The sequence below is a fragment of the Caballeronia temeraria genome (genome assembly GCF_001544795.2).
Classification (GTDB): Bacteria; Pseudomonadota; Gammaproteobacteria; order Burkholderiales; family Burkholderiaceae; genus Caballeronia; species Caballeronia temeraria.
In genome coordinates this window covers 32618-57809 of record NZ_FCOI02000039.1, presented here as the reverse complement: position 1 = coordinate 57809, position 25192 = coordinate 32618, and the positions used below count along the sequence as shown (strand labels likewise).

Below are 25192 nucleotides of genomic sequence, written 5' to 3'. Positions count from 1 at the left end.
ACAATGCGAAAACCTCGCGGCGAAAGCCTTGTGATTGGAGCGAGGCCGCTTCAGCTCGAGTGTATTTCAGCGGCCTGTTAAAAGAGGAGAGGACCTTGTGCAGAGGCAGACTTACGCATTACTTTCGGCCCATTTCCGAATGGGCTATTTGCCGCTATTTCTGCCGAAATAGAGCCTTCAAATAAAATAGACTGATGTTTACGAAGCAGTGACGCTTAGCAATTCTGCTCGCCTGCCGACGAGCATTGCACGCTTGCCACCAAAGCCCGTGACTTTGCGATAGTCGAACCCATGTTCGACCAGCGCGCGTTTGACCATGCCCGCGCCGGTGAAGGTAGCGAACGTCGCATCCTCTCTGGCCATGCGCGCCAGTGAAGCGAAGACGGCGGGTGTCCACAGGTCTGGATTCTGGCCGGCGCAAAGCCGTCGAGATAAATCCCATGAGCGGCAAGAGATTGGCCGCATCGCGCGGGGAGTCCGTTGCCACGGAGAAAGACATGGCGCGCCTGAGCCATCGCGCCCGCCGCGCTGTGATAGATGTCGTCGTGTCGCGCGAGTACGGCGTGCCGTCGTCGCGGAACACGAGCGGTGCCGATATCAGCGGCTCATCCATGAATCACGCATCGGGCGATGGTTGATCGAGCGTAATGCCCAGTTCACTCGCCATCTTTTGAACGATCGCGCGCAATTGCACGACTTCATGGGCAAGGCGCTTTTGCTCGGACTTCAGCGATTCGAATTCGGAAAGCGAAAAGGACTCGCCGCCTTGTGTCTCGCGCGCGGGCATATCGCTTATGCTCACCTCGCCGCAAAGCAAATGCATCCAGCGGCTTTCGCGCTCGCCGGGCGTGCGAGAAAGCTTCACGACACGCGGCGGATCGTTTGCGGCGAGTTCATCGAGAAAGCTTTCGACCGATGATATGTCCGCAAACGAATGCAGTCTCGCACTATTCGCGCGCAGTTCCGCCGCTGTTTGCGGACCGCGCAGGAACAGCGTGGCGAGCAGAGCGACCGACTGGCTCGGCACGCCGAGAACGCGGTTCACGTTATGTTCGAAACGCGGCACGCGGCTGCTGCTTCCTTCGATGACGAGGCTCAGGCGCTTAAGGCCATCGATGGTCGTCAGCACTTCGTCCTCGCTCACGTTCATTACGGGCGAGCGGGCCGTCTTCTGATTGCATCCCGAGGTTAGGGAATTCAACGAAAGAGGATAAGTGTCCGGCACGGTATGCTGTTTCTCGACGAGCACGCCCAACACGCGTGCTTCGAGTGGGGTGAGTTCGCGCAAAGCGGGACGGGGTGCGGCTTCGGAGGGCGTGTTCATAGGCGTGAATGACTTGCGGTGAGACGCCTATGATACCGGCGCCGCCGCCGATTCCAGTCATCCACGCACCGTCATGCAGCATGAATTTCATCCGCCGGCTGTGCAACGCGTAGTGGCAATGCGCTGTTTTGGTGCGGACGACGCGAAACGTCAGCGCGAAACAGGCTTTAAACAAGGAGGCGAATCGCTTAGATCATTGGCATTGAAGTTGCTTTTTCTCTAATGGCACTGGGCTGCCCGCGCAATCGATGCTCCACACGAAAATGGTGTGACAGACGAAAGAGCATCGCGCTTCGAGGTCGCCTATCGGCGTATCCATGTTGTCGGATATGTCGCGTCTTTCGGGCTCTTCAAGCGTTTGCGAGTGCAACCAGGAATACGAGCGAAGGGGAATCGCCACCCCCGGCATGCACTTCATTTGGAAGACCGGCTATGACGCAAGCATTCTTCAACGAGATGTTCGAGCGCAACGATCTGGAGGCGCGCGGCGTGTCGGCGGTGGCATTTCGCGGCGTGGGCGTTCCACGCACGCACTACCGCGATTTCATGACCTGGCTTTCGGCGCAGAGCGAGCAGCAGATCGACATCAAGCGCGCGGAAGCGGACCTTAACTTCAGGCGCGTCGGCATCACTTTCGCGGTCTATGGAACGAGCGATCTGCCCGGCATCATTCCCGAGCGCACGATTCCCTTCGACGTCATTCCGCGCATTTTTCCGGCTGAAGAATGGCGCGCACTGGAGCGCGGGTTGCGGCAGCGCGTGAACGCGCTCAATCGCTTTATCCACGATATCTATCACAAGCAGGACATCATTCGCGCGGGCATCATTCCCGAGGCGCAGATACTCGGCAACGCGCAGTATCGGCCGGAGATGCGCGGCGTCGATGTCGCCCGCGATATCTATGCGCATATCGCGGGCATCGATATCGTGCGGGCGGGACAGGGCGAGTTCTATGTGCTGGAAGATAACCTGCGTGTTCCGTCGGGCGTTTCGTACATGCTCGAAAACCGCAAGATGATGATGCGGCTTTTTCCGGATCTCTTTGCGCGCAATCGCGTGGCGCCGGTGGCGCATTATCCGGACTTGCTGCTCGATACCTTGCGCGCGGCCGCGCCCGCGGCCGTCGAGAATCCGACCATCGTCGTCATGACACCGGGCATGTATAACTCCGCCTATTTCGAGCACGCGTTTCTCGCGCAGCAAATGGGCGTCGAACTCGTCGAAGGGCAGGATCTTTTCGTCGAGAACGATTATCTGTATATGCGCACGACGCAAGGGCCGCAACGCGTCGATGTGATTTATCGCCGTGTAGACGACGACTTTCTCGATCCGCTGGTGTTCCGCCCGGATTCCGCGCTCGGTGTGCCCGGATTGATCGCCGCTTATCGCGCGGGCAATGTCTCCTTGTGCAATGCGGTCGGCACCGGCATCGCGGACGATAAGTCGATCTATCCGTATGTGCCGGACATGGTGCGCTTCTATCTCGGCGAAGAGCCGATTCTCAACAACGTGCCGACGTGGATGTGCCGCAAGCCCGACGATCTCAAGTACGTGCTCGATCATTTGCCCGAACTCGTCGTGAAAGAGACACATGGCGCGGGCGGTTACGGCATGCTGGTCGGCCCGGCTTCTACCGCGGCACAAATTGCGGAGTTTCGCGCGGTGCTCGAAGCCCATCCGGAGAAATACATCGCGCAACCGACGCTCGCGCTGTCGACCTGTCCGACCTATGTCGAAGCGGGCATCGCGCCGCGTCACATCGACTTGCGTCCGTTCGTGTTGTCTGGCACTGAAGTGCGCATGGTGCCGGGCGGTCTGACGCGGGTGGCGCTGCGCGAAGGGTCGCTTGTCGTGAATTCGTCGCAAGGCGGCGGCACAAAGGATACGTGGGTATTGGAACGCTAGGGATCGCGAAGCCGAAGTCCTGAAGAAAGCGCTGCGTCACCAAAGACAACGACAAACAAACCGGGAACACCCATGCTGAGCCGTACCGCGGATCATCTCTTCTGGATGGCGCGCTATACCGAACGCGCCGAAAACACCGCCCGGATGCTCGATGCGAACTATCAGCTCTCGCTGTTGCCGCAATCCGATGAATATGCGGAGCTGGGCTGGCGCGCGATGCTGTCGATATCCGAATTGAGCGGCATCTATTCCGCCGCGCATCACGGCATGAAAAGCCGCGATGTGATCGACTTCATGGCGCGTGATTTGTCGAATCCGTCGTCTATCGTCAGTTGTTTGCGCGCCGCTCGCGAGAACGCGCGCGCCGTGCGCAGCTCGACCAATAGCGAGTTATGGGAATCGCTCAACACGACATGGCTCGACTGCCAACGCATGCTCGCCGACGGCATTCTCGAGCGAGAGCCCTATACGTTCTTCGAATGGGTGAAGTTTCGCTCGCATCTTTCGCGTGGCGTGCAGCTCGGCACGCTCGTCAAGGACGATGCGTTTTATTTCATGCGCCTCGGCACGTTCATCGAACGCGCGGACAATACAGCGCGCATTCTCGACGTCAAGTTCGAAATGATGGAGCAGCGCGCGGATACATCCGCACAACCGTTCGATTATCACCATTGGGTCGCGGTGCTTGGATCGGTGTCGGGCTTTGAGGTGTATCGGCGGGTTTATCGCGATGTCATTACGCCGGAACGCGTGGCGGGTCTGCTCATCCTTTATGGCGACTGGCCGCGTTCGCTCGCGGCGAGCATCGCCGAGGTGGAGCAGTTGATCGGGCAGGTGACGAAAGCACGCGACACGGAAGCGGCGCGGCTCGCGGCGCAATTGAGTTCGGAACTGAAGAACGGGCGCATCGTCGACATCCTGAGAGGCGGGCTGCACGCTTATCTCGTGGATTTCCTTGCGCGCGTGAACGATCTTGCGGGCCGCGTAAGCCGCGATTTTTTATTGCCGATTGCCCCGGAGCCGCCGATACAAACGCAATCGCAGTCTCAATCGCAAAGCAAAGGCTGAACGCGTGCTTTCAGCGCTTGGCGGCCGCCGCGACGACGCGATGCACGAAGCGAAGCTTGTCGACGACAGGCGGCGCAAGCGTGAACGGATAACCGTCCGGCATGCCGAGACTGCGATTCAAACTATTCAGAACGTAAGTGAGCGGAAACCAGCGTTTCATCAGGTTATCGAACGTGGTTTCTTCCACCGGCGTCTGGTCGGTAAGTGTCGGCTCATGCGGACTATCGGGCACGAGCACGAGGCCGCACGAAACGGCGGTGTCGAGTGTATCGACGATATGCAGGTAATGCGCCCAGGTCTCCGCCCAGTCTTCCCACGGATGCATCGTGGCATAGGCGCTGACGAAGTTGTCTTCCCATCGAGGGGGCGGGCCTTCCTGGTAATGGCGATCGAGCGCGGCGGCGTAATCGGCTTGTTCGTCGCCGAATGCGGTGCGAAATGGAGCGATGCGAGCGGTATCGGCGATCAGGCGATCGAAGAAATAGTGCCCGGATTCATGGCGAAAATGACCGAGCAACGTTCGATACGGCTCGTGCAGCGAAGAGCGTGTTTTCTCGCGATGAGCGTCGTCCGCTTCGGCGATGTTGAGCGTGATGATGCCGTTGTTATGACCCGTCATGACGCCGTGACCCTGTGCATCGGCTTCGAGAAACTGAAATTCGAGGCCGCGCTCGGGATCTTCCTGTCGCGACTTCACGGGCAGGCCCAGTTCCGCAAACGTGTACAGCAGCCGGCGCTTTGCAGCCTCGATGCGATACCAGTAGAGGCGGTTTTCCGGATTCGAGAGGTTGGGAATGGTGCTCGTCAACTGGCAAGAGCAGCAGAGCGCGTCGGATGTATTGACGTCGGGCGCGGGGACGACCCAGTTGCAGACGTTCTCGACCACGTAGTTATGGCACGGCCTGTAGAGAAGGTCTTTCGCGAGCGGATGCAGGCTGCGCCAGCGGCCATCTTCGGTGTCCTCGAAGGCGCTGACCTGATTGATGTCGGGCACGTAGCCGAGCCGCGCACCACAGTTTTCGCAATGCGTGTTTTCGAAGAACACGAGCTGGTTGCAGCGGTTGCAGTGAAAAGTCTTCATCGTGTGTGGTCGGCGGAAATGGAGTGGCGCGATGTTCCCGTGTGCGCGCTGTCGGCGATGCAGTCGCAAACATCGTGCCGTAAGCGAGCCGCCTTTTCCATGACAAACAGAAAACGCGTTGCAGCGCGTATTGCGTGCGCGGCGTCAATTGAGCAAAGGAGTCCGGTGTGTCCATCCGTGTCGCGTTGAACCATGTCACGCATTATCGTTATGACCGCCTCGTTGGTCTGTCGCCGCAAGTCGTCCGCTTGCGGCCGGCACCGCATTGCCGCACACCCATCGTGTCGTATTCGATGCGCGTCGAGCCCGAGGATCATTTCATCAACTGGCAGCAGGACGCGTTCGCGAACTATCAGGCACGGCTAGTTTTCCCCGAGAAAACGCGCGAATTCAAGGTGACGGTCGATCTTGTCGCTGAAATGGCCGTCTATAACCCGTTCGATTTTTTTCTCGAACCGGCCGCCGAAAAATTCCCATTCGCGTATGCGCCCGAGTTGCTGCACGATCTCGCGCCTTACATGGTCAAGCGCGAACTCACGCCGCGATTTGCCGCATTCGTCGAAAGTATCGATCGCTCGCCGAGTGCCACGATCGATTTTCTCGTCGCGCTCAATCAGAGGCTCTCACAAGAGATTCGCTATCTGATCCGTATGGAGCCGGGCGTGCAGACGCCGGAGGAAACGCTCGAAAGCGCGGCGGGCTCGTGCCGCGATTCGGGCTGGCTGCTCGTCGAGACGCTGCGTCATCTGGGACTCGCGGCGCGTTTCGTTTCGGGTTACCTGTTGCAGCTCGCACCGGATACGAAGTCGCTCGACGGCCCGAGCGGCACCGAAGTCGACTTTACCGATCTGCATGCCTGGTGCGAAGTGTTTCTGCCGGGCGCGGGCTGGATCGGATTCGACCCGACATCCGGCTTGCTCGCTGGCGAGGGACATATCCCCGTCGCCTGCACGCCGGAACCGGACAGCGCCGCGCCGGTTTCGGGTGCGGTGGACAAATCCGAGGTCGAATTCGCCCATACGATGTCGATCGAGCGCGTGCTCGAAACGCCGCGCGTGACGAAGCCCTACAGCGAAGAAGACTGGAGCGCGGTGCTGCGCATGGGCGAACGGGTGGACGCACAGTTAAGCGCATCGGATGTGAGGCTCACCATGGGCGGCGAGCCGACTTACGTCTCGGTTCGCGATCGCGACGAGCCGGAATGGAACACCGACGCGCTCGGTCCGACGAAGCGCGCCTACGCGGTTTCGTTGATGGACAAGCTGCGCGCACAGTACAGCGCGAGCGGCTTCCTTCACATCGGACAGGGCAAGTGGTATCCCGGCGAGCAATTGCCGCGCTGGGCGCTGTCGCTGTTCTGGCGCGCGGACGGCGAACCGTGCTGGCACGATCCGTCGCTCTTTGCGGACGAGCGTCAGACTGCGTCGTACACGGCGGATGATGCCGCGCGTTTCATTCGGCATCTCGCGGGCAAGCTGTCTTTGGATTCAAAATACATTCAACCCGCATACGAGGACACGTGGTATTACCTGTGGCGCGAACGCCGTTTGCCGGTGAACGTCGATCCGTTCGATTCGCGCCTCGACGATGAACTCGAACGCGCGCGCCTTCGCCGCGTGTTCGATGCGGGCCTCCCGTCGATCACGGGTTACGCGCTCCCGATCGCGCGCGAGGACGGTCCCGCGATGCAGCCGGGTCACTGGACGAGCGGTCCGTGGTTCTTCCGCGACGAGCGCATGTACCTGATCCCAGGCGATTCGCCGATGGGCTACCGCCTGCCGCTCGACTCGCTGCCGTGGGTGTCCGAAAACGATTATCCGTGGCAGCACGCGCACGACCCGTTCGCGCCGTCCATCCCGTTGCGCACGGCGACTGAATTACGCATGCAATATACGGATTTGGATAATGAATCACGCATGCAAAATGCCGGCGCGGTCGGAAATCGGTATGCCCCGGCGTCCGGCGACGGGCGCGAGCGTGAGCGCGTTCCTCAGCGGGGCGAGTCGGCGGGTTGGATCGCACGCACTGCGGTCTGCGTGGAAGCGCGCGACCCCTCGCGCGCCGCCGGGCCGAAAGCGGAAGCCGAAGCCCTCGAAAAGCTCGGCAACGGCAACAAGCTGATGCATGTCTTCATGCCGCCGCTTACCGCGCTCGACGACTATCTCGACCTCCTTGCGGCCATCGAAGCGACCGCCGCCGATCTGAAGATTCCCGTGATCGTCGAAGGCTATCCGCCGCCACGCGATGCGCGTCTGAAGATGCTGCAGGTGACGCCCGATCCCGGCGTGATCGAAGTGAACATTCATCCGGCCGCGAACTGGAACGATCTCGTCGAGCACACCGAGTTTCTCTACAACGCGGCGCACGAATCGTACTTAAGCCCGGAGAAATTCATGCTTGACGGCCGGCATACCGGCACGGGCGGCGGCAATCACTTCGTGCTCGGCGGCGCGACACCCGCCGACAGTCCTTTCCTGCGACGTCCGGATCTGCTCGCGAGCCTCATCGCGTATTGGCATAACCATCCGTCCCTGTCGATGCTGTTTTCAGGGCTCTTCATTGGTCCCACGAGTCAGGCTCCGCGCGTCGATGAAGCGCGCAACGATCAGGTCTATGAACTCGAGATCGCGTTCGCCGAGCTGCAACGTCAACTCGATCTGCTCGGCGGACGCGGCAATGCAACCGTGCCGCCGTGGCTCATCGACCGCATCTTGCGCAACATCCTCATCGATGTGACGGGTAACACGCACCGCGCGGAGTTTTGCATCGACAAGCTGTATTCGCCCGACGGGCCCACCGGCCGGCTCGGTCTGCTCGAACTGCGCGGCTTTGAAATGCCGCCGCATGCGCGCATGAGTCTTGTGCAGCAACTGCTGTTGCGCGCGCTCGTCGCGCGCTTCTGGGAGACGCCCTATACGGCCCGTCTCACGCGTTGGGGCACCGAACTGCATGACCGCTTCATGCTCGGCACTTTCGTGCAGATGGACTTCGACGACGTACTCACCGATCTGCGCGATGCGGGCTTCGCATTCGAGCGAAGCTGGTTCGCGCCGCACTTCGAGTTCCGGTTTCCGCTCGTCGGCGCATACGATACGAACGGCATCGCGCTCACGATTCGCAACGCGCTCGAACCGTGGCACGTGATGGGCGAGGAGGGCGCGATCGGCGGGACGGTGCGTTTTGTCGACTCGTCCGTCGAACGTCTCGAAGTGCGCGCGCTCGGGTTGAACGGTAATCGGCATATCGTGACCGTGAACGGCGAGACGCTGCCGCTGCAACCGACAGGACGCGTGAGCGAATACGTCGCGGGCGTGCGCTTTCGTGCGTGGGGTCAGGCTGCGTCGCTGCATCCGACCATCGACGTGCACGCGCCGCTCACATTCGACATCGTCGATACATGGACGGGACGCGCGATCGGCGGCTGTCAGTATCACGTCGCGCATCCGGGCGGGCGCAACTATCAGACGTTCCCGGTCAATGCGTATGAAGCGGAAAGCCGCAGGCGTGCGCGATTTTTCGCGACGGGTCACACGCCAGGCGCGATGCAAGTCGAAGCCCGTGAACGCAGCCTCGAATTTCCGTTCACGCTCGACCTGCGTTATCGTTGACTTGCAATCATCATTCGAATAAAGCACAGAGACGACATTGGCCTATCAATCGACCTTGCCCTTCGACATCGGCGCGGCACGCATCGATGCGCTCGCGCTGCTGCGCACGCTGCCCGCGCGCGAAGGGCATTGGGACGAACTGCGCGACGAAGCGGGACAGTTGCGCGAGCCGTGGCGGCAGTTCTTCGAGTTGCTCGACGAGCCCGGCATTGCGCGCCTCGACGATGGCGTGGCCGCCGTCGCGCAGCAAGTGCGCGACAACGACATCACGTATAACGTCTACGCCGATAACGGCAAGCCGCGCGCGTGGTCGCTCGATCTCTTGCCGCTCATCATCGACGAAGAGGAATGGGCGGTGATCGAACGCGGCGTTGCACAGCGCGCGCGTCTGATGGAAGCGATCGTCGCCGATGTGTACGGCCCGCAGACCTTGCTGCATCGGGGGCTGCTGCCGGGCGCGCTGGTGTTCGGGCATCCCGGCTATTTGCGAGCGGTGAAGGGCTTTATGCCGCCGTTAGGCCGTTTTCTGCAAATCGTTGCTGTCGATCTCGCGCGTGCGCCATCGGGCGCGTGGACGGTCGTCGCGCATCGCACCGAAGTGCCTTCGGGGCTCGGCTACGCGCTCGAAAACAGACTGATCGTCTCGAGCCTGTTCGCCGATCCATTTCGCGCGATGCGTGTGAGCCGTCTCGCCGCGACCTATTCGCAACTCATCGCGACGATCGCGCAAGCGGCGCGTGCCACGATGCGCGATGACGAAGACGGCCGCAGCGATGCATCGAACGATGCGCCGCATATCGCGTTACTGAGTCCGGGCCCGTTCAGCGAGACTTACTTCGAGCATGTGTTTCTCGCGCGTTATCTCGGCGTGACGCTCGTCGAAGGCAAGGACCTCACCGTGCGGCACGACAAGCTCTATCTGAAGACGCTGGCCGGACTCTCGCGCGTGCATGCGGTATTGCGGCGGCTCGACGATGCGTTCTGCGATCCCGTCGAGTTGCGCGCGGACTCGACCATCGGCGTGCCGGGCCTCTTGCAGGTGATGCGCGCGGGCAACGTGATGGTGTCGAACGTGCCGGGTGCGGGCTTCACGGAATCGCCTGCGCTCAATGCATTTCTGCCGGGCATTGCGGAAGCGTTACTCGATGAAACGCTCGAATTGCCGACCGTGCCGACATGGTGGTGCGGCGAGGAAGCAGCGCGTCGCGAAGTCTTCGAGCGCATCGACAGCGCGCTCATTGCGCCGACATGGCCCGGTCCGCAAGCCGATCACGCACCGGGCATCGATGCGGGCGTGCAGGAGCTAGCCGCATGGCGCGAGCGTATCGAACGTGCGCCAGATGTATTCACGGTGCAGGAGAATCTGCCTTTTTCCACAGCGCCGCGCTTTCATGATGGCGCGCTCGGCTCGCGTCCCTGCGTGTTGCGCGCGTATGCGATCGCCAACATCGACGGAACCTGGAGCGTGATGCCCGGCGGCTTCACTCGACTCGCGGCCGACAAGCGCGCGACCGTGTCGATGCAGTTCGGCGGCAGCAGCGTCGATACATGGGTGATGTCGAGTCAGCCAGGCGGCGCAGTCTCGCTGGGCCCTACGCCGATGAAGCCGGGCGAGTTGCGCAAGAATCGCATCGTGTCGAGCCGCGCTGCGGAGAACCTCTTCTGGGCAGGGCGTTACGGTGAGCGCGCGGAAAACAACGTGCGCTTATGCCGGCTTTTGCTCGGCATGCTCGATGGCAACGACGCGGAAGAACTCTTTCCGACGCTCGTGGAACTCGCATCGCAATGCGGACTGATTCCATCGGTCGATACGCTCGCACGCAGCACGCCGCAGGCGTTCGAACGCGTGCTGGTCGCCGGGCTGCCTGAATCGAGCCGAGCGACGAGCATCGGCAGCAATCTCGCGGATCAGGCGCGTGCATGCGGTGAGATACGCGACCGGCTTTCGACGGATCACTGGCGCACGATTCTCGCGTCGCGCAACGACTTTCGCGATGCACTCGCGCGTCTCGTGGAGAGCGATACCGCCGATGATGACACGGTGCGCATCGGCCGCGATTACGATCGACTGATGCTTGCGGGCGCGCTCGAACAGCTCGCGACGCAACTGTCCGCGATCAGCGGCGCGCAAGGCGATCGCATGACGCGCGACGAAGCGTGGCGGCTTTTGTTCATCGGACGGCACATCGAACGCGTCTCGACGATGGCCACGATCCTGCACGTGGTCGCCGAGCGCGGCACGCTTGCATCGCCGGCGGGTTTCGATCTGCTGTTGCAGCTCTTCGACAGCACGCTCACGTATCGTTCGCTGTATCCGGGAAGGCTCGAAGTGCCGGCGCTGATCGATCTGATCGTCGTCGATCAAACCAACCCGCGCGGACTCTATGGCGTGTATGCGCGGCTGCGCACGAAGCTCGATGAGATCGCGGCCGCTGCGGGCGGCGCGCGCTGGGCACACGCAACGCGTTTCGCGGATCTTCTCGTTCACGCGGATACATTGCCGGATCTCACCGCACTATGCGAAACGCGTGAGGACGGCCGTCATGATGCGTTGATGGCGTTATGCGACAAACTCGTTGCTTCGGTCGGCGCGGCATCGAACGAAGTCAGCGCGCGTTATTTCAGTCACGCGAATACGCTTGCGCAGGTGTCGACATGAGTCTGAGCCTGAACGACACCGTGCTCGCGGTCACGCATCGCACGACCTATCGTTATTCGACGCCCGTCGAGATCGCGCAGCATCTCGCGACAATTCGTCCGCTGCATTGCCCGTGGCAGCAAGTGATCTCGCATACGGAACGCATCGAACCGGTGCCGTCTTACGTGCATAGCCGCGTCGATGCATTCGGCAACGACGTGCTGTACTTTTCGCTCGATGCACCGCACGAACGTCTTTCGATGACGAGTGAAACCACGGTGCGACTCACCCCGCGCTGGAGCACACTCGATGCCGATGCCACACCGCCTTGGGAAGAGGTCGCGCGAAGGCTGCGCTATTGCGCGAGTGGCTCGTTCTATCCGGAAAGCGAGTTCTGTTATGCGTCGCCCAATATCTCGCTCGATCATGAATTGCGCGCCTATGCGCAAGCGAGCTTCGATAAGGGCACGCCGCTCGTTGCGGGCGCCATCGACCTGATGCATCGCATTCACGCGGACTTCGACTACAAGCCGTCCGCGACCGCGTTCGATACGCCCGCATTGCTTGCGTTCGAACTGCGTCATGGCGTGTGTCAGGACTTCTCGCAAGTGATGATCGGCTGCCTGCGCGCGCTCGGGCTGCCGGCGCGTTATGTGAGCGGCTATTTGCGCAACGATCCGCCGCCGGGTCATCCGCGATTGATCGGCGCGGATGCTTCGCATGCGTGGGTGTCCGTGCATTGTCCGCAAAGCGGATGGATCGATCTCGATCCGACCAACGATGTGCTCGCGGATCTCGATCACGTCACGCTTGCGACCGGGCGCGATTACAGCGACGTGTCGCTATTGCGCGGCATGATTCTCGGCGGCGGCGCGCATCATGTGGATGTGGCGGTGAATGTGCTGGCCTTGTGAGGCACGGCATGCATCGAGCCGAAGAATAGCGGCTCTCTCGAAGCGATAAAAGCACGCCTTCTCAGACTGCGCTAATGTCTAGGGTCTCGTCGCCATGCGCAAGCTACAGCGCGTGCCTTTCGCTTTGCAAGGAGATTCGCACGATGGAATACGTGAAACTGGGCTCTACCGGTCTCGATGTGTCGCGCCTCTGTCTGGGTTGCATGACTTACGGCGCGCCGGATCGCGGCACGCATCCCTGGACGCTCGACGAAGAAAAGAGCCGTCCTCTCATCAAGGAAGCACTGGAAGCAGGAATCAATTTCTTCGACACAGCCAATACCTATTCGGATGGCACGTCGGAAGAAATCGTCGGACGCGCGCTGCGTGATTTCACGAAACGCGACGACATCGTAATCGCAACGAAGGTCTTCAATCGCATGCGTCCCGGTCCGAATGGCGCGGGGCTGTCGCGCAAGGCAATCTTCAACGAGATCGACAATAGCCTGAAGCGGCTAGGCACCGATTATGTCGATCTCTATCAGATTCATCGATGGGACTACACGACGCCGATCGAAGAAACGCTCGAAGCGCTGCATGATGTGGTGAAGGCGGGCGATGTAGTCGAGCTCGACGACGAGCGCGCGCCGCTCGTCTTCACTGGTGACGCGCATCGCGCCGCGTTCCACCGCGATCAATGCACCGTAATAGCGATAGATGCGCGAGCGCACGCGCCAGCGATACAAGGCGGGCACGAGCCGCAGCGCAGGAAAGATCAGCACCGCGACGGGCAGCAACAGCAGAAGCGCGCGATCCGCGATATTCGCAATCCAGAACGGCAGCGTGCGATACAGGAAGCTCTTGCCCGAGCGGTAATAACGGCTCGCGTCTTCGCTGATCGGAAACTCATGCGCGACGGGCGTCGGGAATTGACCCGCATGCTGCAGCAAACCGGCCGTGCCATGCACTTCCTGCGCGGCCTCGATGAGCAGATCCGATAGCGCCGGATGCAGGCTCGTCCGCGCGACCAGTTCGACCGTCGGGCTGATCAGATGCACGGTCTCAGGCGGAATGCGCCGGCCGAGATCGAGCACGCCCGGCGGCAACTCGATTTCGTCGAGATACGGAAATAGACGTGTGTAGGCGCTTGCTTCCTTGAAGTCCATCGCCGAGATGCCGGGCACGCGCAAGAGGCGCAGCATCAGGCCGCGCGTCGCGGAGTCGCCAGAGAGAAAGACCGCATCGGCTTCATTGCTGACGAGCTGTGTCGCGGCTTGCAGGCCGTCGGTCGGCAAGAGCTGCGTGTCGCCGCCGGGATAGATGCCGTTCGCTTCGAGCAGCTTCAGCGACAGCATGCGCGTACCGCTCCCTTCGCGGCCTATTGCAATGCGCTTGCCTTCGAGTTGCGATAGCAGCGTGAGCCCTTTGCCTCGATAGAACACGACGAGCGGCACATAAGACACGCTTCCGAGCGACATCAGTTGCGATGCCTGTTCCTTAGTCGCAACGCCGCCTTGCACGAGCGCGAGATCGACGTGCTGCTTCGGATCGAGCAGGCGTTGGAGATTCTGCACGGAGCCGTCCGACGGCAACACCTTCAGCGTGATGCCGCTGCGCGCGAGCAGCTTCGCGTATTCCTGCGAGATGATATAGAACGAGCTGTCGGGCTGACCCGCGCTCATCGTGATGGTTTTGGGCGGCGCGGGATCGACGAGCCAATAGACGAGTGCGACGACGATCGCAATGACCAGCACGACGGGACCGGCCGTCCACGTAATGTCGTGCAGGACGCTCCGTCCATGATCGCGAGGCAGATGCGGACGCTTCATGCGATGCCTCGTCATGAGCGTGCGTGCTTGACTGCTTGCGTGCCGGGAAAGACATGGAGCATGTCGTGCCTGTGTCGGAAGCGGCGTTGCTTTGCAGTGTAACGCGGGACGTACGCAAAACGACAACGCCGGCGTGCTTGCCGCCGGCGTTCCGTTTTTTTTCGATGCCCGCTTATGCCCAGTGCGCGGGAATCCAGAACCGGCCGACCCAGTGGCCCGGGATATACACCGCGCGGTGCGGGACCACATACACCGTCTTCGCGGGCGGCGGGGGCGCTGCGACGTACACCGTCTTGACCGGAGCCGGGGCCGGCGCGACATACACCGCCTTGGCGGGCGGCGGCGGGGGCGGCGTGACCACGACCGTCGACGGAGGCGGAACCGGAACCGGAACGGGCGCCGGAGCGACGACCACGGTCGTCGAAGGCGGCGGGGGCGGCGGCACGACCACGGGCGCGGCGACGATCGTCGTTCCGGTGACGACGGGCGCCCCGGCGACTACCGTCGTGCTCGACGTCACGGTGCCGCCACCGACGACCGTCGTGCTGTGCGAGCCGTTCGTGACCGTCGCGCTGCCGGATGTCGTGACCACGCCCGGTGCGACGCTCGTCGCGCTGCCCGAATGCGTGACGGTGCCGCCGTTCGCGGTGTTGACCGTGCCCGAGCGGTTGCAGGTGTAGCCCGCGCAGTTCGTCGATGCCGAGTGCGTCGACGTGTTGCCGTTCGGACCCGTCACCGAACCCGTCGACGAGTATTGGCCCGGCGCCGTGCGCGTCACGGTATCGCTGCCGGTCGCCGTCTTGCCGTTCGGGCCGGTCGCGCTGCCGGTATGCGAGCAACTGCCGCCAGCGCAGCTCGTGTCGCCCGCATGTTGCACGGAGCGGCCGTTCGGGCCGTAGGCAGTGCCCGAGTTGGAGAACTGGCCGGGCGCGGTGCGCGTCACGGTGCCGGAGTTGGTGCCGACGCGGCCCCACGGATTTTCGACGGCGCCCGCATGCGAGCAGCTGCCGCCGCCGCAGGAGCCGACGTGCGCGCCCTGATATTCGCCGCGGCCCGTGTAGGCCGTGCCGCCGCGCGCCCAGCCGGCGAAGGCCGAGCTGCTCGCGAGGGTAAGGGCGGCGGCTGCCGCGACAACGAGCAACTGGCGCACGCGGCGTTTGCCTGAAGCCGCGCCGGAAGCGGACGCAACGCGGGCGTTTGAAGCGAAAGTCGATCTGTTTTTCACGGGATGTCCTTCTCGGTTCTGTAGGCCACGTTGCGTTTCGTGTGGCGACGGAAGTGACTATAGAGAAGCGGTCCTGCGAAGTCCCGCCGTAACTTATTTCACGCCATGTCATGCGCGGTGAGTTCACCCCGAGCCTTATGGAACGGGTCTCCGGCGGATGGCACGCATGATTTTTTCGTGAATGTGACAGCTCGAAAAAAAAACGGAATTCATTCAACTGATTTTTTTCTCTGGATTCCGCTGAACTTTTCATGCGAAAGTAATTCGTAAGAAACTCGCTGCACTGCAACGTAGATGCGGCCCTTTTTCGATGACTTGCGTCGGCATTTCAGGCGCGCCCGTTCTGGAGAGAAGTGCATGAATCGACCGAAACGAATGCTGCTGGAAAACATTGCGTGGGCACGTGAGACCGCGCATGCCGATGCGCATTTCTTTGCGCGTCTCGCAGAAGGACAAAGCCCGAAAGTGTTGTGGATCGGCTGCGCGGATAGCCGCGTGCCGGCCGAGACGGTGACGAACGCCAACCCCGGCGATCTCTTCGTTCATCGCAACATCGCGAACCTGTTCTCTCCGTCCGATGACAACACGATGAGCGTGCTGGAATACGCGGTGCGCGTGCTGAAAGTCGATCACGTGATCGTATGCGGCCACTACGGATGCGGCGGCGTGCGCGCTTCGCTCCTGCCGCAATCGAGCGATTTGCCGCACGTGAATCGCCGGATCGCGCCGCTCTGCGCATTGGGAGAGCGGCATCGGCACGAGCTCGATGCATTTCCCGAACTCGATGCGCGCGTGAATCGCCTCGCTGAACTGAGCGTACTCGAACAAGTGCGCCTCTTGCGACAACACAGCATCGTGTGCGATCGCGCCGAGCCGCCGCTCGTGCATGGCTGGATCTTCGGCCTGCATGACGGCCTCATCAACGTGCTCGCTTCCGGTTATGTCGAAGCGAGCGAAACGCAAGACACTGCGGGCGCGCAGGTCACGTCGCTTCGGGCCGCTTAAGCCCGCTCTTTTCCGTCGATCGCCTGCTCATGCGAGGTCGCTTTCGCGACGTTCGCAGGCCTCAACTCGTTCCAAAAAAATCATGAACTCAAGTAACCGTCTAGCCACCTTTCCGCGAGACATGTTCGCGGGCACAGTCGTGTTTCTGGTTGCGATGCCCTTGTGCCTCGGCATTGCCAATGCGTCCGGCGTCGAGCCGTTCGCGGGGCTGTTGTCCGGCATCATCGGCGGACTCGTCGTCGCGCTGTTGAGCGGCTCGCAACTGAGCGTGAGCGGCCCGGCCGCGGGGCTGATCGTGATCGTCGTCGATGGCATCGCGGGGCTCGGCAGCTTCTCCGCATTTCTGCTCGCGGTGCTGCTCTCAGGGGCGATCCAGTTCGGCTTCGGCATGCTGAAAGCGGGACGCTTCGCGGCCTATGTGCCGTCATCGGTGATCAAGGGCATGCTCGCCGCGATCGGCCTTCTGCTCGTCATCAAGCAGATTCCGCTCGCCGCAGGTTTCGCCAACCAAGGCGCATCCGCCGCGAGCGGCCCCGGCATGCTCGGCACGCCGTTCGGTCCAATATCGATGGCCGCGTGCCTGGTCGCCATCGTCTCGCTCGCGATGCTCGCAGGCTGGGAAACGCGCGCGATGCGCCGCTTCGCATTCGTGCGTGCGGTGCCCGCGCCGCTCGCGGTGGTCGCGTTCGGCATCGGCGTGACGCTGTTGCTCGATCTGTTTGCGCCCGGCTTTGCACCGCCCGCGCAACATCGCGTTGCGTTGCCGTCGCTCGAGTCGTTCGCCGCATTCACGAATGCGCTCGCATTGCCGAACTTCTCGCAGTTCGCGAATCCCGACGTGTGGCGGCTTGCGTTGACGCTCGCCATCGTCGCGAGTCTCGAAACATTGTTGAGCCTCGAGGCCGTCGAACAACTCGATCCGAAGAAGCGCGCCGCGCATCCCGATCGTGAATTGAAGGCGCAGGGCATCGGCAACATGATGGCCGGTGCGATCGGCGCGCTGCCGATCACGTCCGTGATCGTGCGCAGCTCCGCGAATGTGCATGCGGGCGCGCAGAGTCGCTGGTCGTCGTTCGTGCATGGCGTGCTGCTGCTGGTGAGCGTGTTCGCGCTCACGAGCGTGATCAACCTGATTCCGCTCGCCTGTCTCGCGGCGATCCTGATCTTCACGGGCCTCAAGCTCGCGAAGCCTTCGCTGTTCGCGGCCATCGCGAGACAGGGCATCGAACGTTTTGCGCCGTTCATCGTGACGATTGCCGGCGTGTTGCTGACAGACCTTTTGATGGGCATCGTGCTCGGCATCGCGTGCAGTCTCCTGCTTGCCATGCGCGCGAATCTCAAGCGCCCCATCACGATCGCTCAGCACGACGATCACTATCTGGTGTCGTTCCGCAAGGACGTTTCGTTTCTCGGCAAGGTCGCGTTGAAGCATCATCTGCGTGCGATACCTGACGGCGCGACCGTGATCTTCGACGCTTCGCGAGCGGACCATATCGATGCCGACGTACGCGAGGAAATCGACAAGTTCGTGGCCGCGGCCCCGTCTCGCGATATGCATGTCGAATGCAGGAAGATGCCTCCTCCTCACACGGAATCGGGCATGCCCGCGTTGCGCGTCAGATGGCTCGGCTTGAGCCGACGAGAGATGTCGTCCGAGTAAGCGGATCGTGAAAAGCCGGGCGCGCAGATCGGTGCCCGCTTTGAACCTGTGCGTGTGCGAAAAACCCGCTCGATTCGGAACGCTCCGCGATGATTTTTTCCGGAACGCCGTTCAGGAAACTATCGAAATCGAAAATCCGTCCCAGCCTTTGCTGCCGACCGTCTGAATCGCCGTCGACGAAACGTGCGTATCCGCTGCGAGCATGTCGAAGAACGTGCGCACACCGATCACGTCCAGATCGTCGCTATCGACTTCCGCGACGCGGCCCCCGCGAATCACGTTGTCCGCGACGATCACGGTGCCGGGCCGGCTCAGCCGCAGCACGAGGCGCAGGTAGTCGGGATAGCTTTTCTTGTCGGCGTCGAGAAAGATGAAATCGAAAGGCGGAATGCCGTCGCGCACGAAGGCCTTGAGGGTATCGACCGCGTCGCCGACGATCACCGACACCACGCTCGACAAGCCCGCGCGTTCGATATTCCTGCGCGCGACGTCCGCATGATGGTCCACGGCCTCGAGCGTGAGCAGCGTGCCATCGGCGGGCAGGGCGCGCGCGAGCCAGATCGTGCTATAGCCGCCGAGCGTGCCGAGTTCGAGAATGCGGCGCGCACCGCGCAGCTGCGCAAGCATCTGCAGCAGCTTGCCCTGGTTCGGTGCAACGTTGATCGCGGGCAAGCCCGCGTCCGTGCTGGACTTCAGCGCCGCTTCGAGCGTTTCATCCGGAACTTGCGTTCGATCGCACAGGTACTCGTCCATCGCAATCCATGGCTGTTCGTTCATTGCATCTCCTCGGCGGTTGCGGAAATAGCACTTACGACAAGATACAACACGAGTCCCGGTCGGCACAAAACGCGCGAGCGCGATAAATAATTTAGATGCCTCCGAAAACGATTCGCAATCAGCGTGACACACTTGCGCTCATACACTGTCCTGTTCTGCACCTCAGACGACAGTCTTGACGATCGCCGGCGAGTCGCGCCGCAACTCATGTCCGAGCTGATCGACGGTCAGCCGGATCGCATCGATCAATGCACGCGCGGCCGGCGATGGCGTGCCGCCCGCGCGCATCGTGAGTCCGATGTCACGTCGCGTGTTCTGCAGAGGAATGTCCATGACGACGAGCTGACCCGATGCGCATTCGTAGTGCAACTGTTGCGCGGATACGGCGGCGAGCATGTCCGTATCCATCAGAAGGCCGCGAATGACCGCGAGGTCGGCGGTTTCGACGGTCGGCATCGGCGGCTTCAGCTTCGAGCGCTTGAACTGCGTTTCGAACATTCCGCGCGCGGGTGCCTGACTGCGCGGAAGGATCCATTGCGCGTCGATCAGATCCTTGAGCGTCAATCCGCTTCGAGCCGCGAGCGGATGGCCACGGCGCGAAATCACGACGATATCCTCCGACATGAGACGCTCGTTGACGAGACCGCTCGACGCATCGTTCTGACGCAGCGCGCCGAGCACGAAGTCGATATCGCCCGCACGCAGTCCAGCGACGAGCGTTTCATACGCGCTCTCGTCGGTCACGATGCGCACGCCCGGATATTGCGCGGCCACCTTCGCTATCGCGCCTGGCAGGATCAGCGTGCGTCCGAGCGGCAGCGCGCCGACCGTGACATAGCCTTGAATCGTGCCGCGCAACGCGGCGAGATCATCGGGAATATGCCGGAGTTCGTTGAGCGCGCGCCGCACGTGCAAAACAAAGGTTTCGCCTTCGCTCGTGAGCAGCAGTCCGCGGGGGCTGCGATAGAACAACTGCATGCCGGCGCCCGTTTCCATGATGCGGATCGCGCTGCTTACCGCCGGCTGACTCAGCCCCAATGTTTGCGCCGCGCTCGGCATGTGACGATGACGCGCGAGCGCGGAGAACAATTGCAGCCGACGCGTGTTCAGCAGAAACGCAGGAAGCGTGCCGGCCGTCGCGGTGCGGCGGCGCGATTGACGGGTCGCGCACCATTGCGCCAGTTCTTCGAGTTCCGCGAAGATGCGCTGGCAGCGCAATAGCACGGCACGTCCGGCAGGCGTCGGCAACATGCCCGACGGACGACGCTCCAGCAAGGTCTCGCCCACGGCTGCTTCGAGTTCCTGCAGCGAGCGAGTGACCGCCGATTGCGCGCGAAACAGCGCGGCCGCGGCGCGCGTGGCGCTTCCAGTCTGCGCAACGAGCCGGAATGCGCGCAGATACGCGAGGTTGAGCAGTTCGCGATTGTCCATGTGAGGGAGTGCGTGGAGGCCATCAGTTTGATTTATCGCATCGTACAGGCTCTGGCGGCGCCCGCTCACTTTCCGCTAATTCTCAGCGCCGATCATCGCATCATGCATTGAACGCGGACGCCCGGACACGGGGCCGTCCTATGATCGGAGGGTTGCGCCATGTACCAGCATATTCTCGTCGCCGTGGGCCCGAGTTTCAGCGAGACCGCGTTGTCGACTGCCATTGAACGGGCGTGCGATAGCAAAGCGCGTCTGACGGTGCTTCATGTGATCGAATCGTCGCCGTGGTGGGCGGGCTGGCAGATGGAATGCCTTTGCGACACGCGCGCGCTCGTGCATCAGCTTGCGCTCGTGATTCGCCGCAATAGTGAAAAGATGCTTGCGCGCGCGGGTATCGATGCACACTGGCAAACGCGCACGCTGCCGCGCGATGGACGCAGCATCGGCCGCGTGATCGCGAATGAAGCCGATCGCATCGACGCCGATCTCGTCATACTCGGCGCGAAAAAGCGCGGCGTCTTCGGCTTCGGTGTGAGTCCCGTTCGCAATGCCGTGTGCCGGCATACGAATCGCGAAGTGTTGATCGCGACCGCGTGCGTTGCGCAATCTGCGGACGTGATGGCATTGCACGCTGCGACTAGCTGCGCGGTATCACGCCCCGCATCTGCGTCGCGCGCAGAAAATCGAAATCGACGCCTTTGTCCGCTTGCGTCACCGTGTCATAGAAGAGCTTGCGATAACCTCGATCCGCGCTGGGCACGGTGACCGGCGCGTCCTTTGCGCGCTCGGCGAGTTCTTCATCGCGGATGAGCAGGCTGATCTCGCGTTTCGATACGCTCAGTCGAATGCGGTCGCCGGTTCGAACATGCGCGAGCGGACCGCCGACCGCCGCTTCCGGCGTCACATGCAACACGATGGTGCCGAAGGCCGTGCCGCTCATGCGTCCATCGGAGATGCGTACGATATCCTTCACGCCCTTTACCGCCAGCTTGCGCGGAATCGGGATATAACCGGCTTCCGGCATGCCCGGCGCACCTTTCGGTCCGATGTTCTTCAGTACGAGAATATCGTCGGCGGTGACATCGAGATCATCGGAATCGATGCGCGCCGCGAGATCCGCGCCGTTCTCGAACACGACCGCGCGTCCTTCGTGCTCCATCAGCTTCGCATCAGCCGCCGATTGCTTGATGATTGCACCGCCCGGCGCGAGATTGCCTTCCAGCACCGCGATGCCGCCTTGCGGATAAATCGGTTTGTCGAAGGGGCGCACGACGTCCTGCTCGAACGCGGGACCTGCCGCCTCGATCTCTTCGCCGAGCGTGCGGCCTGTCACCGTCAGCGTATCCAGATTCAGGAGCGGCTTCAGTGCGCGCAACAGCGTATGCATGCCGCCGGCCTTGTGGAAGTCTTCCATGTAATGCGATCCGGATGGCTTCAGATCGACGAGCACCGGCGTTTCACGTCCGATGCGATCGAGCGCCTTCATATCGACGTCGTAACCCATACGGCCCGCAATCGCGGTGAGATGCACGATGCCGTTTGTCGAGCCGCCGATCGCGAGCAGCACACGCATCGCGTTTTCGAAGGCTTCCGCCGTGAGGATCTTGTCGATGGTGAGATCATCGCGGGCCATCCGCACGGCCTGCGTGCCGGTGATCTCCGCGATGCGCATGCGATCCGATGTCACCGCGGGCGGCGACGCGCCGCCCGGCACCGTCATGCCGAGCGCTTCGGCGATGCATGCCATCGTGCTCGCCGTGCCCATCACCGAACAGGTGCCTACGCTCGCGACGAGCTGATTGTTCACGGCCGCGATTTCCGCTTCGTCGATTTCCTCCGCGCGAAAGCGGCCCCAGTACCGCCTGCAATCCGTGCAGGCGCCGACGCGCTCGCCGCGATGCGCGCCCGTGAGCATCGAGCCCGTGATCAGTTGGATCGCGGGAATGCCCGCCGATGCCGCGCCCATCAATTGCGCGGGTACGGTCTTGTCGCATCCGCCGATCAGCACGACCGCGTCCATGGGTTGCGCGCGGATCATCTCTTCGGTGTCGATCGACATCAGATTGCGCAGATACATGCTCGTCGGTTGCGAGAACGATTCGGCGATGGATATCGTCGGAAAGTCCATCGGCAGGCCGCCCGCGAGCATCACGCCGCGCTTCACGGCTTCGATGAGTTGCGGCGCATTGCCGTGACAAGGGTTATATGCGCTGCCCGTATCGACGATGCCGATCACCGGGCGATCGAGCGCGCTGTCCGTATAGCCCGCACCTTTGATGAAGGCCTTGCGCAGAAAAAGCGAAAAGCCACTGTCTCCATAGCTCGTCAGCGATTTACGCAGGCCGCCCGATTGCGCGGGCTTTTTCTTGAATGTATCGGTCATGGGTGCATTACCGGTCGATGAGTTTTGAGCGCTCGAAGAAGCCAAGGATACTTCCTCTTGCGCTCGTGCGTCATCGACATCGACCCCGTGACCTGCACGATGAATCAACCGTCGATAGTCTCGTGAACACCTTGTTCGCCGCGTTTCCAGTAAGCCGACGCGCGAATGCGCTTCTTGTCGATGCCGCGTTCATCGCATAACAGCGTGCGCACCGCGCGCATGAGCGTGGCTTCGCCCGCGGCCCACACGTAGCCTTCGCCTTCGGGCACATAGGTCTCGCGCAGCGCGAGCAACAACGCGCCGCCGGGATGCTCGCTTTCGTTGCGATAACGCCATTGCGCGTAAAGATCGGCGCGTGTGTCGAATTCGATGCGCGCCGACGGATCGGCCACTTCGATGAGCGTCGCGACGCGCGTGCCCTCGGGCAACTCTTCCAGACGGCGCGCGATGGCGGGCAGCGCGGTTTCATCCCCGATCAGGAGATGCCAGTCGAACTGCGTCGGAATGACGAATGACCCGCGCGGTCCGCCGACGCCGAGATATTGCCCTGGCGCGGCTTGCGCGGCCCATGCCGTCGCGGGACCGGCTTCGTGCAGCGCGAATTCGATATCGAGCTCGCGCGCTTCACGATCGAAACGGCGCGGCGTGAAATCGCGCGCAACGGGACGCGGCTTCGATGGATCGAATTCGGGACCATTGGGGCCCGCTTGCGGCAGCGCGGGCATCGTCTCGCCGGGCGCGGGGAAAAACAGCTTGATGTGATCGTCGAACGATGCGCTGACGAAATCTTCGAGCGAGTCGCCGGTGAAGGTCACGCGCACGAATTGCGGATTGAGCGCCTGCACGCGCGTGACTTGCACCAGGCGAAATGTGAGCGCGTGACGCACACGCGTGACTTCGAGATCGGGCCGGTCTTGCAGGATGGAATCGGTCATCGTCTATGGCTCCTTCTTTACGCCTGCTTCGGCGCCGGGTTTTGTTCGATTTCGGCCGTCGCGCGCGCAAGGATCGCGGCGATGCGGCGCTGCTCGTCCTGCGATGCATCGGTGCGCAAGAGCAGCGCCTTCTTCAACGCACGGCGCGCGGCGATCAGTTCGGGCGCCCAGCCGCTGTCGGCGGCGTTATCGTCGGGTTCCTCGCCCATGTACGCGCGGCGCACGAGATCCATCTTGCGCGCGAAGTGCGTGAGCTTCGCGAGCATGATGTCCACGCGTTCGCGATTCGACGCGAGGTAGTCGCGGCCCGCATCGGAAAGTGCATAGCGCTTGCGATTGCCTTCCAGCTCGACGGTCGTATACCCGAGCTCTTCCAGATACGTGAGCGCCGGATAGACCATGCCGGGGCTCGGGGCGTAGAAGCCGTTGGAGCGGTCTTCCAGCGCCTTGATGAGTTCATAACCATGACGCGGCGCTTCGGCGAGCATCGCGAGCAGCAGCAGTTGCAGGTCGTCGGATGAGAATTTGCGGCCGCGCGGCATGCCGTCTTCGCCGCCGAATCCGCCCATTCCACCCATGCCGCCCATTCCACCGGGACCGCCGCCACCGTGGCGATGACGGCCGATCATGCCCCAGCGTTCGAGAGCGAATCGTTCGGCCCACTCGGGCGCCTCGAACGGAGAATCAAAACCGAAGGCGCGAAAGCCGGCTTCACGCGCGCGTTGAAAGCAACGGGATTTCATATGAGCACTCCAGATATGTCGTAAAACATATCTAAAGATATATATCGTAAGAGTGTCTGTCAAGGCGATTTTTGGCTCATGACGCGCGCGAAGGGGCCGGAGACGAGAAATCGCCGGCAACGAGCTAGACTGCGGGCTGGGCGGCACGGCCGCGACGAATTCGATAGCCCTGAAAAGATGCAAGGAAAGGAAAGAACCCTGATGTCGATTCCGGGGCGAGCAAGACCCGCTTCATTCGTCGATTCTGTCTGGCGCGTGATGCTTCGCATCGGATTCCAGTTCGCTCGCGTGTGGTGGCATATCCGGCGGCCCCACCATGAAGGCGCGCTCGTCGCGATCTACGTCGGGCCGATGCTGTTGCTGGTGAAGTCGTCGTATCGGCGCGAGTGGAACTTGCCCGGCGGCAGTATCGACCCCGGTGAGACGCCTTACGCAGCGGCGTTGCGCGAAATCGAAGAGGAGATCGGGCTCTCATCGCACTCCCTGATTCCCGCCGGCGGCGCTCGCGGTGTCTGGGACGGACGAAGCGACACCGTCCATTTCTTCGAACTGCACCTCGATTCCATGCCGGAGTTGCGGCTCGATAACCGCGAGATCGTCGACGCGCGGCTGGCATCGCCGGAAGAACTGCGCAGCATCGCCCTGACAGAAGCGGCCGCTGCCTATTGCCACCGTGCGTGAGGCGCT

At 62.1% G+C, this 25192-nt stretch carries 17 protein-coding genes and 3 pseudogenes; 10 read left to right on the top strand and 10 right to left on the bottom strand.

Annotation, left to right across the window (positions count from 1 at the left end):
• Positions 1-225 precede the first annotated feature (225 nt).
• A pseudogene (locus tag AWB76_RS33735) lies at positions 226-613 on the bottom strand (MnmC family methyltransferase); the annotation flags it as partial.
• A gap of 3 nt (positions 614-616) precedes the next feature.
• A complete protein-coding gene (locus AWB76_RS33730; protein WP_061164435.1) occupies positions 617-1324 on the bottom strand; it encodes a YceH family protein in 708 nt (235 codons plus the stop codon).
• A 432-nt stretch (positions 1325-1756) separates the two neighbouring features.
• Between AWB76_RS33730 and AWB76_RS33725 the strand changes: the two genes are divergently transcribed.
• Positions 1757-3229: a circularly permuted type 2 ATP-grasp protein gene (locus AWB76_RS33725; RefSeq protein WP_061164434.1), complete on the top strand. Its 1473-nt coding sequence runs from the start codon at positions 1757-1759 to the stop codon at positions 3227-3229.
• Between the two features lie 72 nt (positions 3230-3301).
• Entirely contained in the window at positions 3302-4297 is a 996-nt protein-coding gene (locus AWB76_RS33720) for an alpha-E domain-containing protein (RefSeq protein WP_061164433.1), read from the top strand.
• A gap of 10 nt (positions 4298-4307) precedes the next feature.
• On the opposite strand, the gene AWB76_RS33715 is transcribed toward AWB76_RS33720, so the two are convergent.
• Positions 4308-5378, bottom strand: coding sequence for a zinc-binding metallopeptidase family protein (locus AWB76_RS33715; protein ID WP_061164432.1), 1071 nt, complete (start codon positions 5376-5378; stop codon positions 4308-4310).
• A 167-nt stretch (positions 5379-5545) separates the two neighbouring features.
• Here AWB76_RS33715 and AWB76_RS33710 point away from each other — a divergent pair, with 167 nt between their 5' ends.
• The 4 genes and pseudogenes from AWB76_RS33710 to AWB76_RS39685 all read left to right on the top strand — a co-directional run.
• Complete coding sequence (locus AWB76_RS33710) at positions 5546-8986, top strand: transglutaminase family protein (RefSeq protein ID WP_061164431.1); 3441 nt, start codon at positions 5546-5548, stop codon at positions 8984-8986.
• Between the two features lie 37 nt (positions 8987-9023).
• Positions 9024-11645 carry a circularly permuted type 2 ATP-grasp protein gene (locus AWB76_RS33705; RefSeq protein ID WP_061164430.1) on the top strand — a complete coding sequence of 874 codons (2622 nt, stop codon included), beginning with the start codon at positions 9024-9026 and terminating at the stop codon, positions 11643-11645.
• A complete protein-coding gene (locus AWB76_RS33700) occupies positions 11642-12538 on the top strand; it encodes a transglutaminase family protein (RefSeq protein ID WP_061164429.1) in 897 nt (298 codons plus the stop codon). Before AWB76_RS33705 ends, AWB76_RS33700 begins: the two co-directional genes overlap by 4 nt.
• A 143-nt stretch (positions 12539-12681) precedes the next feature.
• Positions 12682-13134, top strand: a pseudogene (locus tag AWB76_RS39685) (aldo/keto reductase); the annotation flags it as partial.
• On the opposite strand, the gene AWB76_RS33695 reads toward AWB76_RS39685, so the two are convergent.
• A complete protein-coding gene (locus AWB76_RS33695) occupies positions 13033-14346 on the bottom strand; it encodes a TAXI family TRAP transporter solute-binding subunit (RefSeq protein ID WP_244173558.1) in 1314 nt (437 codons plus the stop codon). The pseudogene AWB76_RS39685 and the gene AWB76_RS33695 overlap by 102 nt on opposite strands.
• A gap of 172 nt (positions 14347-14518) precedes the next feature.
• The gene (locus tag AWB76_RS33690; RefSeq protein WP_061164428.1) at positions 14519-15571 is read right to left on the bottom strand and encodes a hypothetical protein; all 1053 of its coding nucleotides are present in this window, start codon (positions 15569-15571) and stop codon (positions 14519-14521) included.
• Between the two features lie 357 nt (positions 15572-15928).
• Here AWB76_RS33690 and AWB76_RS33685 point away from each other — a divergent pair, with 357 nt between their 5' ends.
• Together AWB76_RS33685 and AWB76_RS33680 are read left to right on the top strand one after the other, a co-directional pair.
• Positions 15929-16576: a carbonic anhydrase gene (locus AWB76_RS33685; RefSeq protein WP_061164427.1), complete on the top strand. Its 648-nt coding sequence runs from the start codon at positions 15929-15931 to the stop codon at positions 16574-16576.
• Positions 16577-16658: 82 nt separating this feature from the next.
• Positions 16659-18236, top strand: a complete 1578-nt coding sequence (locus AWB76_RS33680; RefSeq protein WP_061164426.1) for a SulP family inorganic anion transporter — start codon at positions 16659-16661, stop codon at positions 18234-18236.
• Positions 18237-18347: 111 nt separating this feature from the next.
• On the opposite strand, the gene AWB76_RS33675 is transcribed toward AWB76_RS33680, so the two are convergent.
• Both AWB76_RS33675 and AWB76_RS33670 read right to left on the bottom strand, forming a co-directional pair.
• Positions 18348-19013, bottom strand: coding sequence for an O-methyltransferase (locus tag AWB76_RS33675; RefSeq protein WP_061164425.1), 666 nt, complete (start codon positions 19011-19013; stop codon positions 18348-18350).
• Positions 19014-19175: 162 nt separating this feature from the next.
• The gene (locus AWB76_RS33670) at positions 19176-20444 is read right to left on the bottom strand and encodes a LysR family transcriptional regulator (protein WP_061164424.1); all 1269 of its coding nucleotides are present in this window, start codon (positions 20442-20444) and stop codon (positions 19176-19178) included.
• A gap of 159 nt (positions 20445-20603) precedes the next feature.
• Here AWB76_RS33670 and AWB76_RS39680 point away from each other — a divergent pair.
• A pseudogene (locus AWB76_RS39680) lies at positions 20604-21017 on the top strand (universal stress protein); the annotation flags it as partial.
• Positions 21018-21081: 64 nt separating this feature from the next.
• On the opposite strand, the gene AWB76_RS33660 reads toward AWB76_RS39680, so the two are convergent.
• The 3 genes from AWB76_RS33660 to AWB76_RS33650 all read right to left on the bottom strand — a co-directional run bounded on the left by AWB76_RS33660 (position 21082) and on the right by AWB76_RS33650 (position 24505).
• Positions 21082-22827 (bottom strand): IlvD/Edd family dehydratase, encoded by a 1746-nt coding sequence (locus AWB76_RS33660; protein WP_061164422.1) that lies wholly within the window; start codon positions 22825-22827, stop codon positions 21082-21084.
• A gap of 104 nt (positions 22828-22931) precedes the next feature.
• Positions 22932-23762: a siderophore-interacting protein gene (locus AWB76_RS33655; protein ID WP_061164421.1), complete on the bottom strand. Its 831-nt coding sequence runs from the start codon at positions 23760-23762 to the stop codon at positions 22932-22934.
• 17 nt (positions 23763-23779) lie between these two features.
• Complete coding sequence (locus AWB76_RS33650) at positions 23780-24505, bottom strand: PadR family transcriptional regulator (RefSeq protein WP_061164420.1); 726 nt, start codon at positions 24503-24505, stop codon at positions 23780-23782.
• A 201-nt stretch (positions 24506-24706) separates the two neighbouring features.
• Here AWB76_RS33650 and AWB76_RS33645 point away from each other — a divergent pair, with 201 nt between their 5' ends.
• Entirely contained in the window at positions 24707-25186 is a 480-nt protein-coding gene (locus AWB76_RS33645) for an NUDIX domain-containing protein (RefSeq protein ID WP_061164442.1), read from the top strand.
• The last annotated feature ends 6 nt before the right edge of the window (positions 25187-25192 follow it).

Bases quoted from the DNA above. Each gene is read 5' to 3' on its own strand.
- AWB76_RS33730 (WP_061164435.1), bottom strand. From the start codon at position 1,324: ATGAACACGCCCTCCGAAGCCGCACCCCGTCCCGCTTTGCGCGAACTC.
- AWB76_RS33725 (WP_061164434.1), top strand. From the start codon at position 1,757: ATGACGCAAGCATTCTTCAACGAGATGTTCGAGCGCAACGATCTGGAG.
- AWB76_RS33720 (WP_061164433.1), top strand. From the start codon at position 3,302: ATGCTGAGCCGTACCGCGGATCATCTCTTCTGGATGGCGCGCTATACC.
- AWB76_RS33715 (WP_061164432.1), bottom strand. From the start codon at position 5,378: ATGAAGACTTTTCACTGCAACCGCTGCAACCAGCTCGTGTTCTTCGAA.
- AWB76_RS33700 (WP_061164429.1), top strand. From the start codon at position 11,642: ATGAGTCTGAGCCTGAACGACACCGTGCTCGCGGTCACGCATCGCACG.
- AWB76_RS33695 (WP_244173558.1), bottom strand. From the start codon at position 14,346: ATGAAGCGTCCGCATCTGCCTCGCGATCATGGACGGAGCGTCCTGCAC.
- AWB76_RS33685 (WP_061164427.1), top strand. From the start codon at position 15,929: ATGAATCGACCGAAACGAATGCTGCTGGAAAACATTGCGTGGGCACGT.
- AWB76_RS33680 (WP_061164426.1), top strand. From the start codon at position 16,659: ATGAACTCAAGTAACCGTCTAGCCACCTTTCCGCGAGACATGTTCGCG.
- AWB76_RS33675 (WP_061164425.1), bottom strand. From the start codon at position 19,013: ATGAACGAACAGCCATGGATTGCGATGGACGAGTACCTGTGCGATCGA.
- AWB76_RS33670 (WP_061164424.1), bottom strand. From the start codon at position 20,444: ATGGACAATCGCGAACTGCTCAACCTCGCGTATCTGCGCGCATTCCGG.
- AWB76_RS33660 (WP_061164422.1), bottom strand. From the start codon at position 22,827: ATGACCGATACATTCAAGAAAAAGCCCGCGCAATCGGGCGGCCTGCGT.
- AWB76_RS33655 (WP_061164421.1), bottom strand. From the start codon at position 23,762: ATGACCGATTCCATCCTGCAAGACCGGCCCGATCTCGAAGTCACGCGT.
- AWB76_RS33650 (WP_061164420.1), bottom strand. From the start codon at position 24,505: ATGAAATCCCGTTGCTTTCAACGCGCGCGTGAAGCCGGCTTTCGCGCC.
- AWB76_RS33645 (WP_061164442.1), top strand. From the start codon at position 24,707: ATGTCGATTCCGGGGCGAGCAAGACCCGCTTCATTCGTCGATTCTGTC.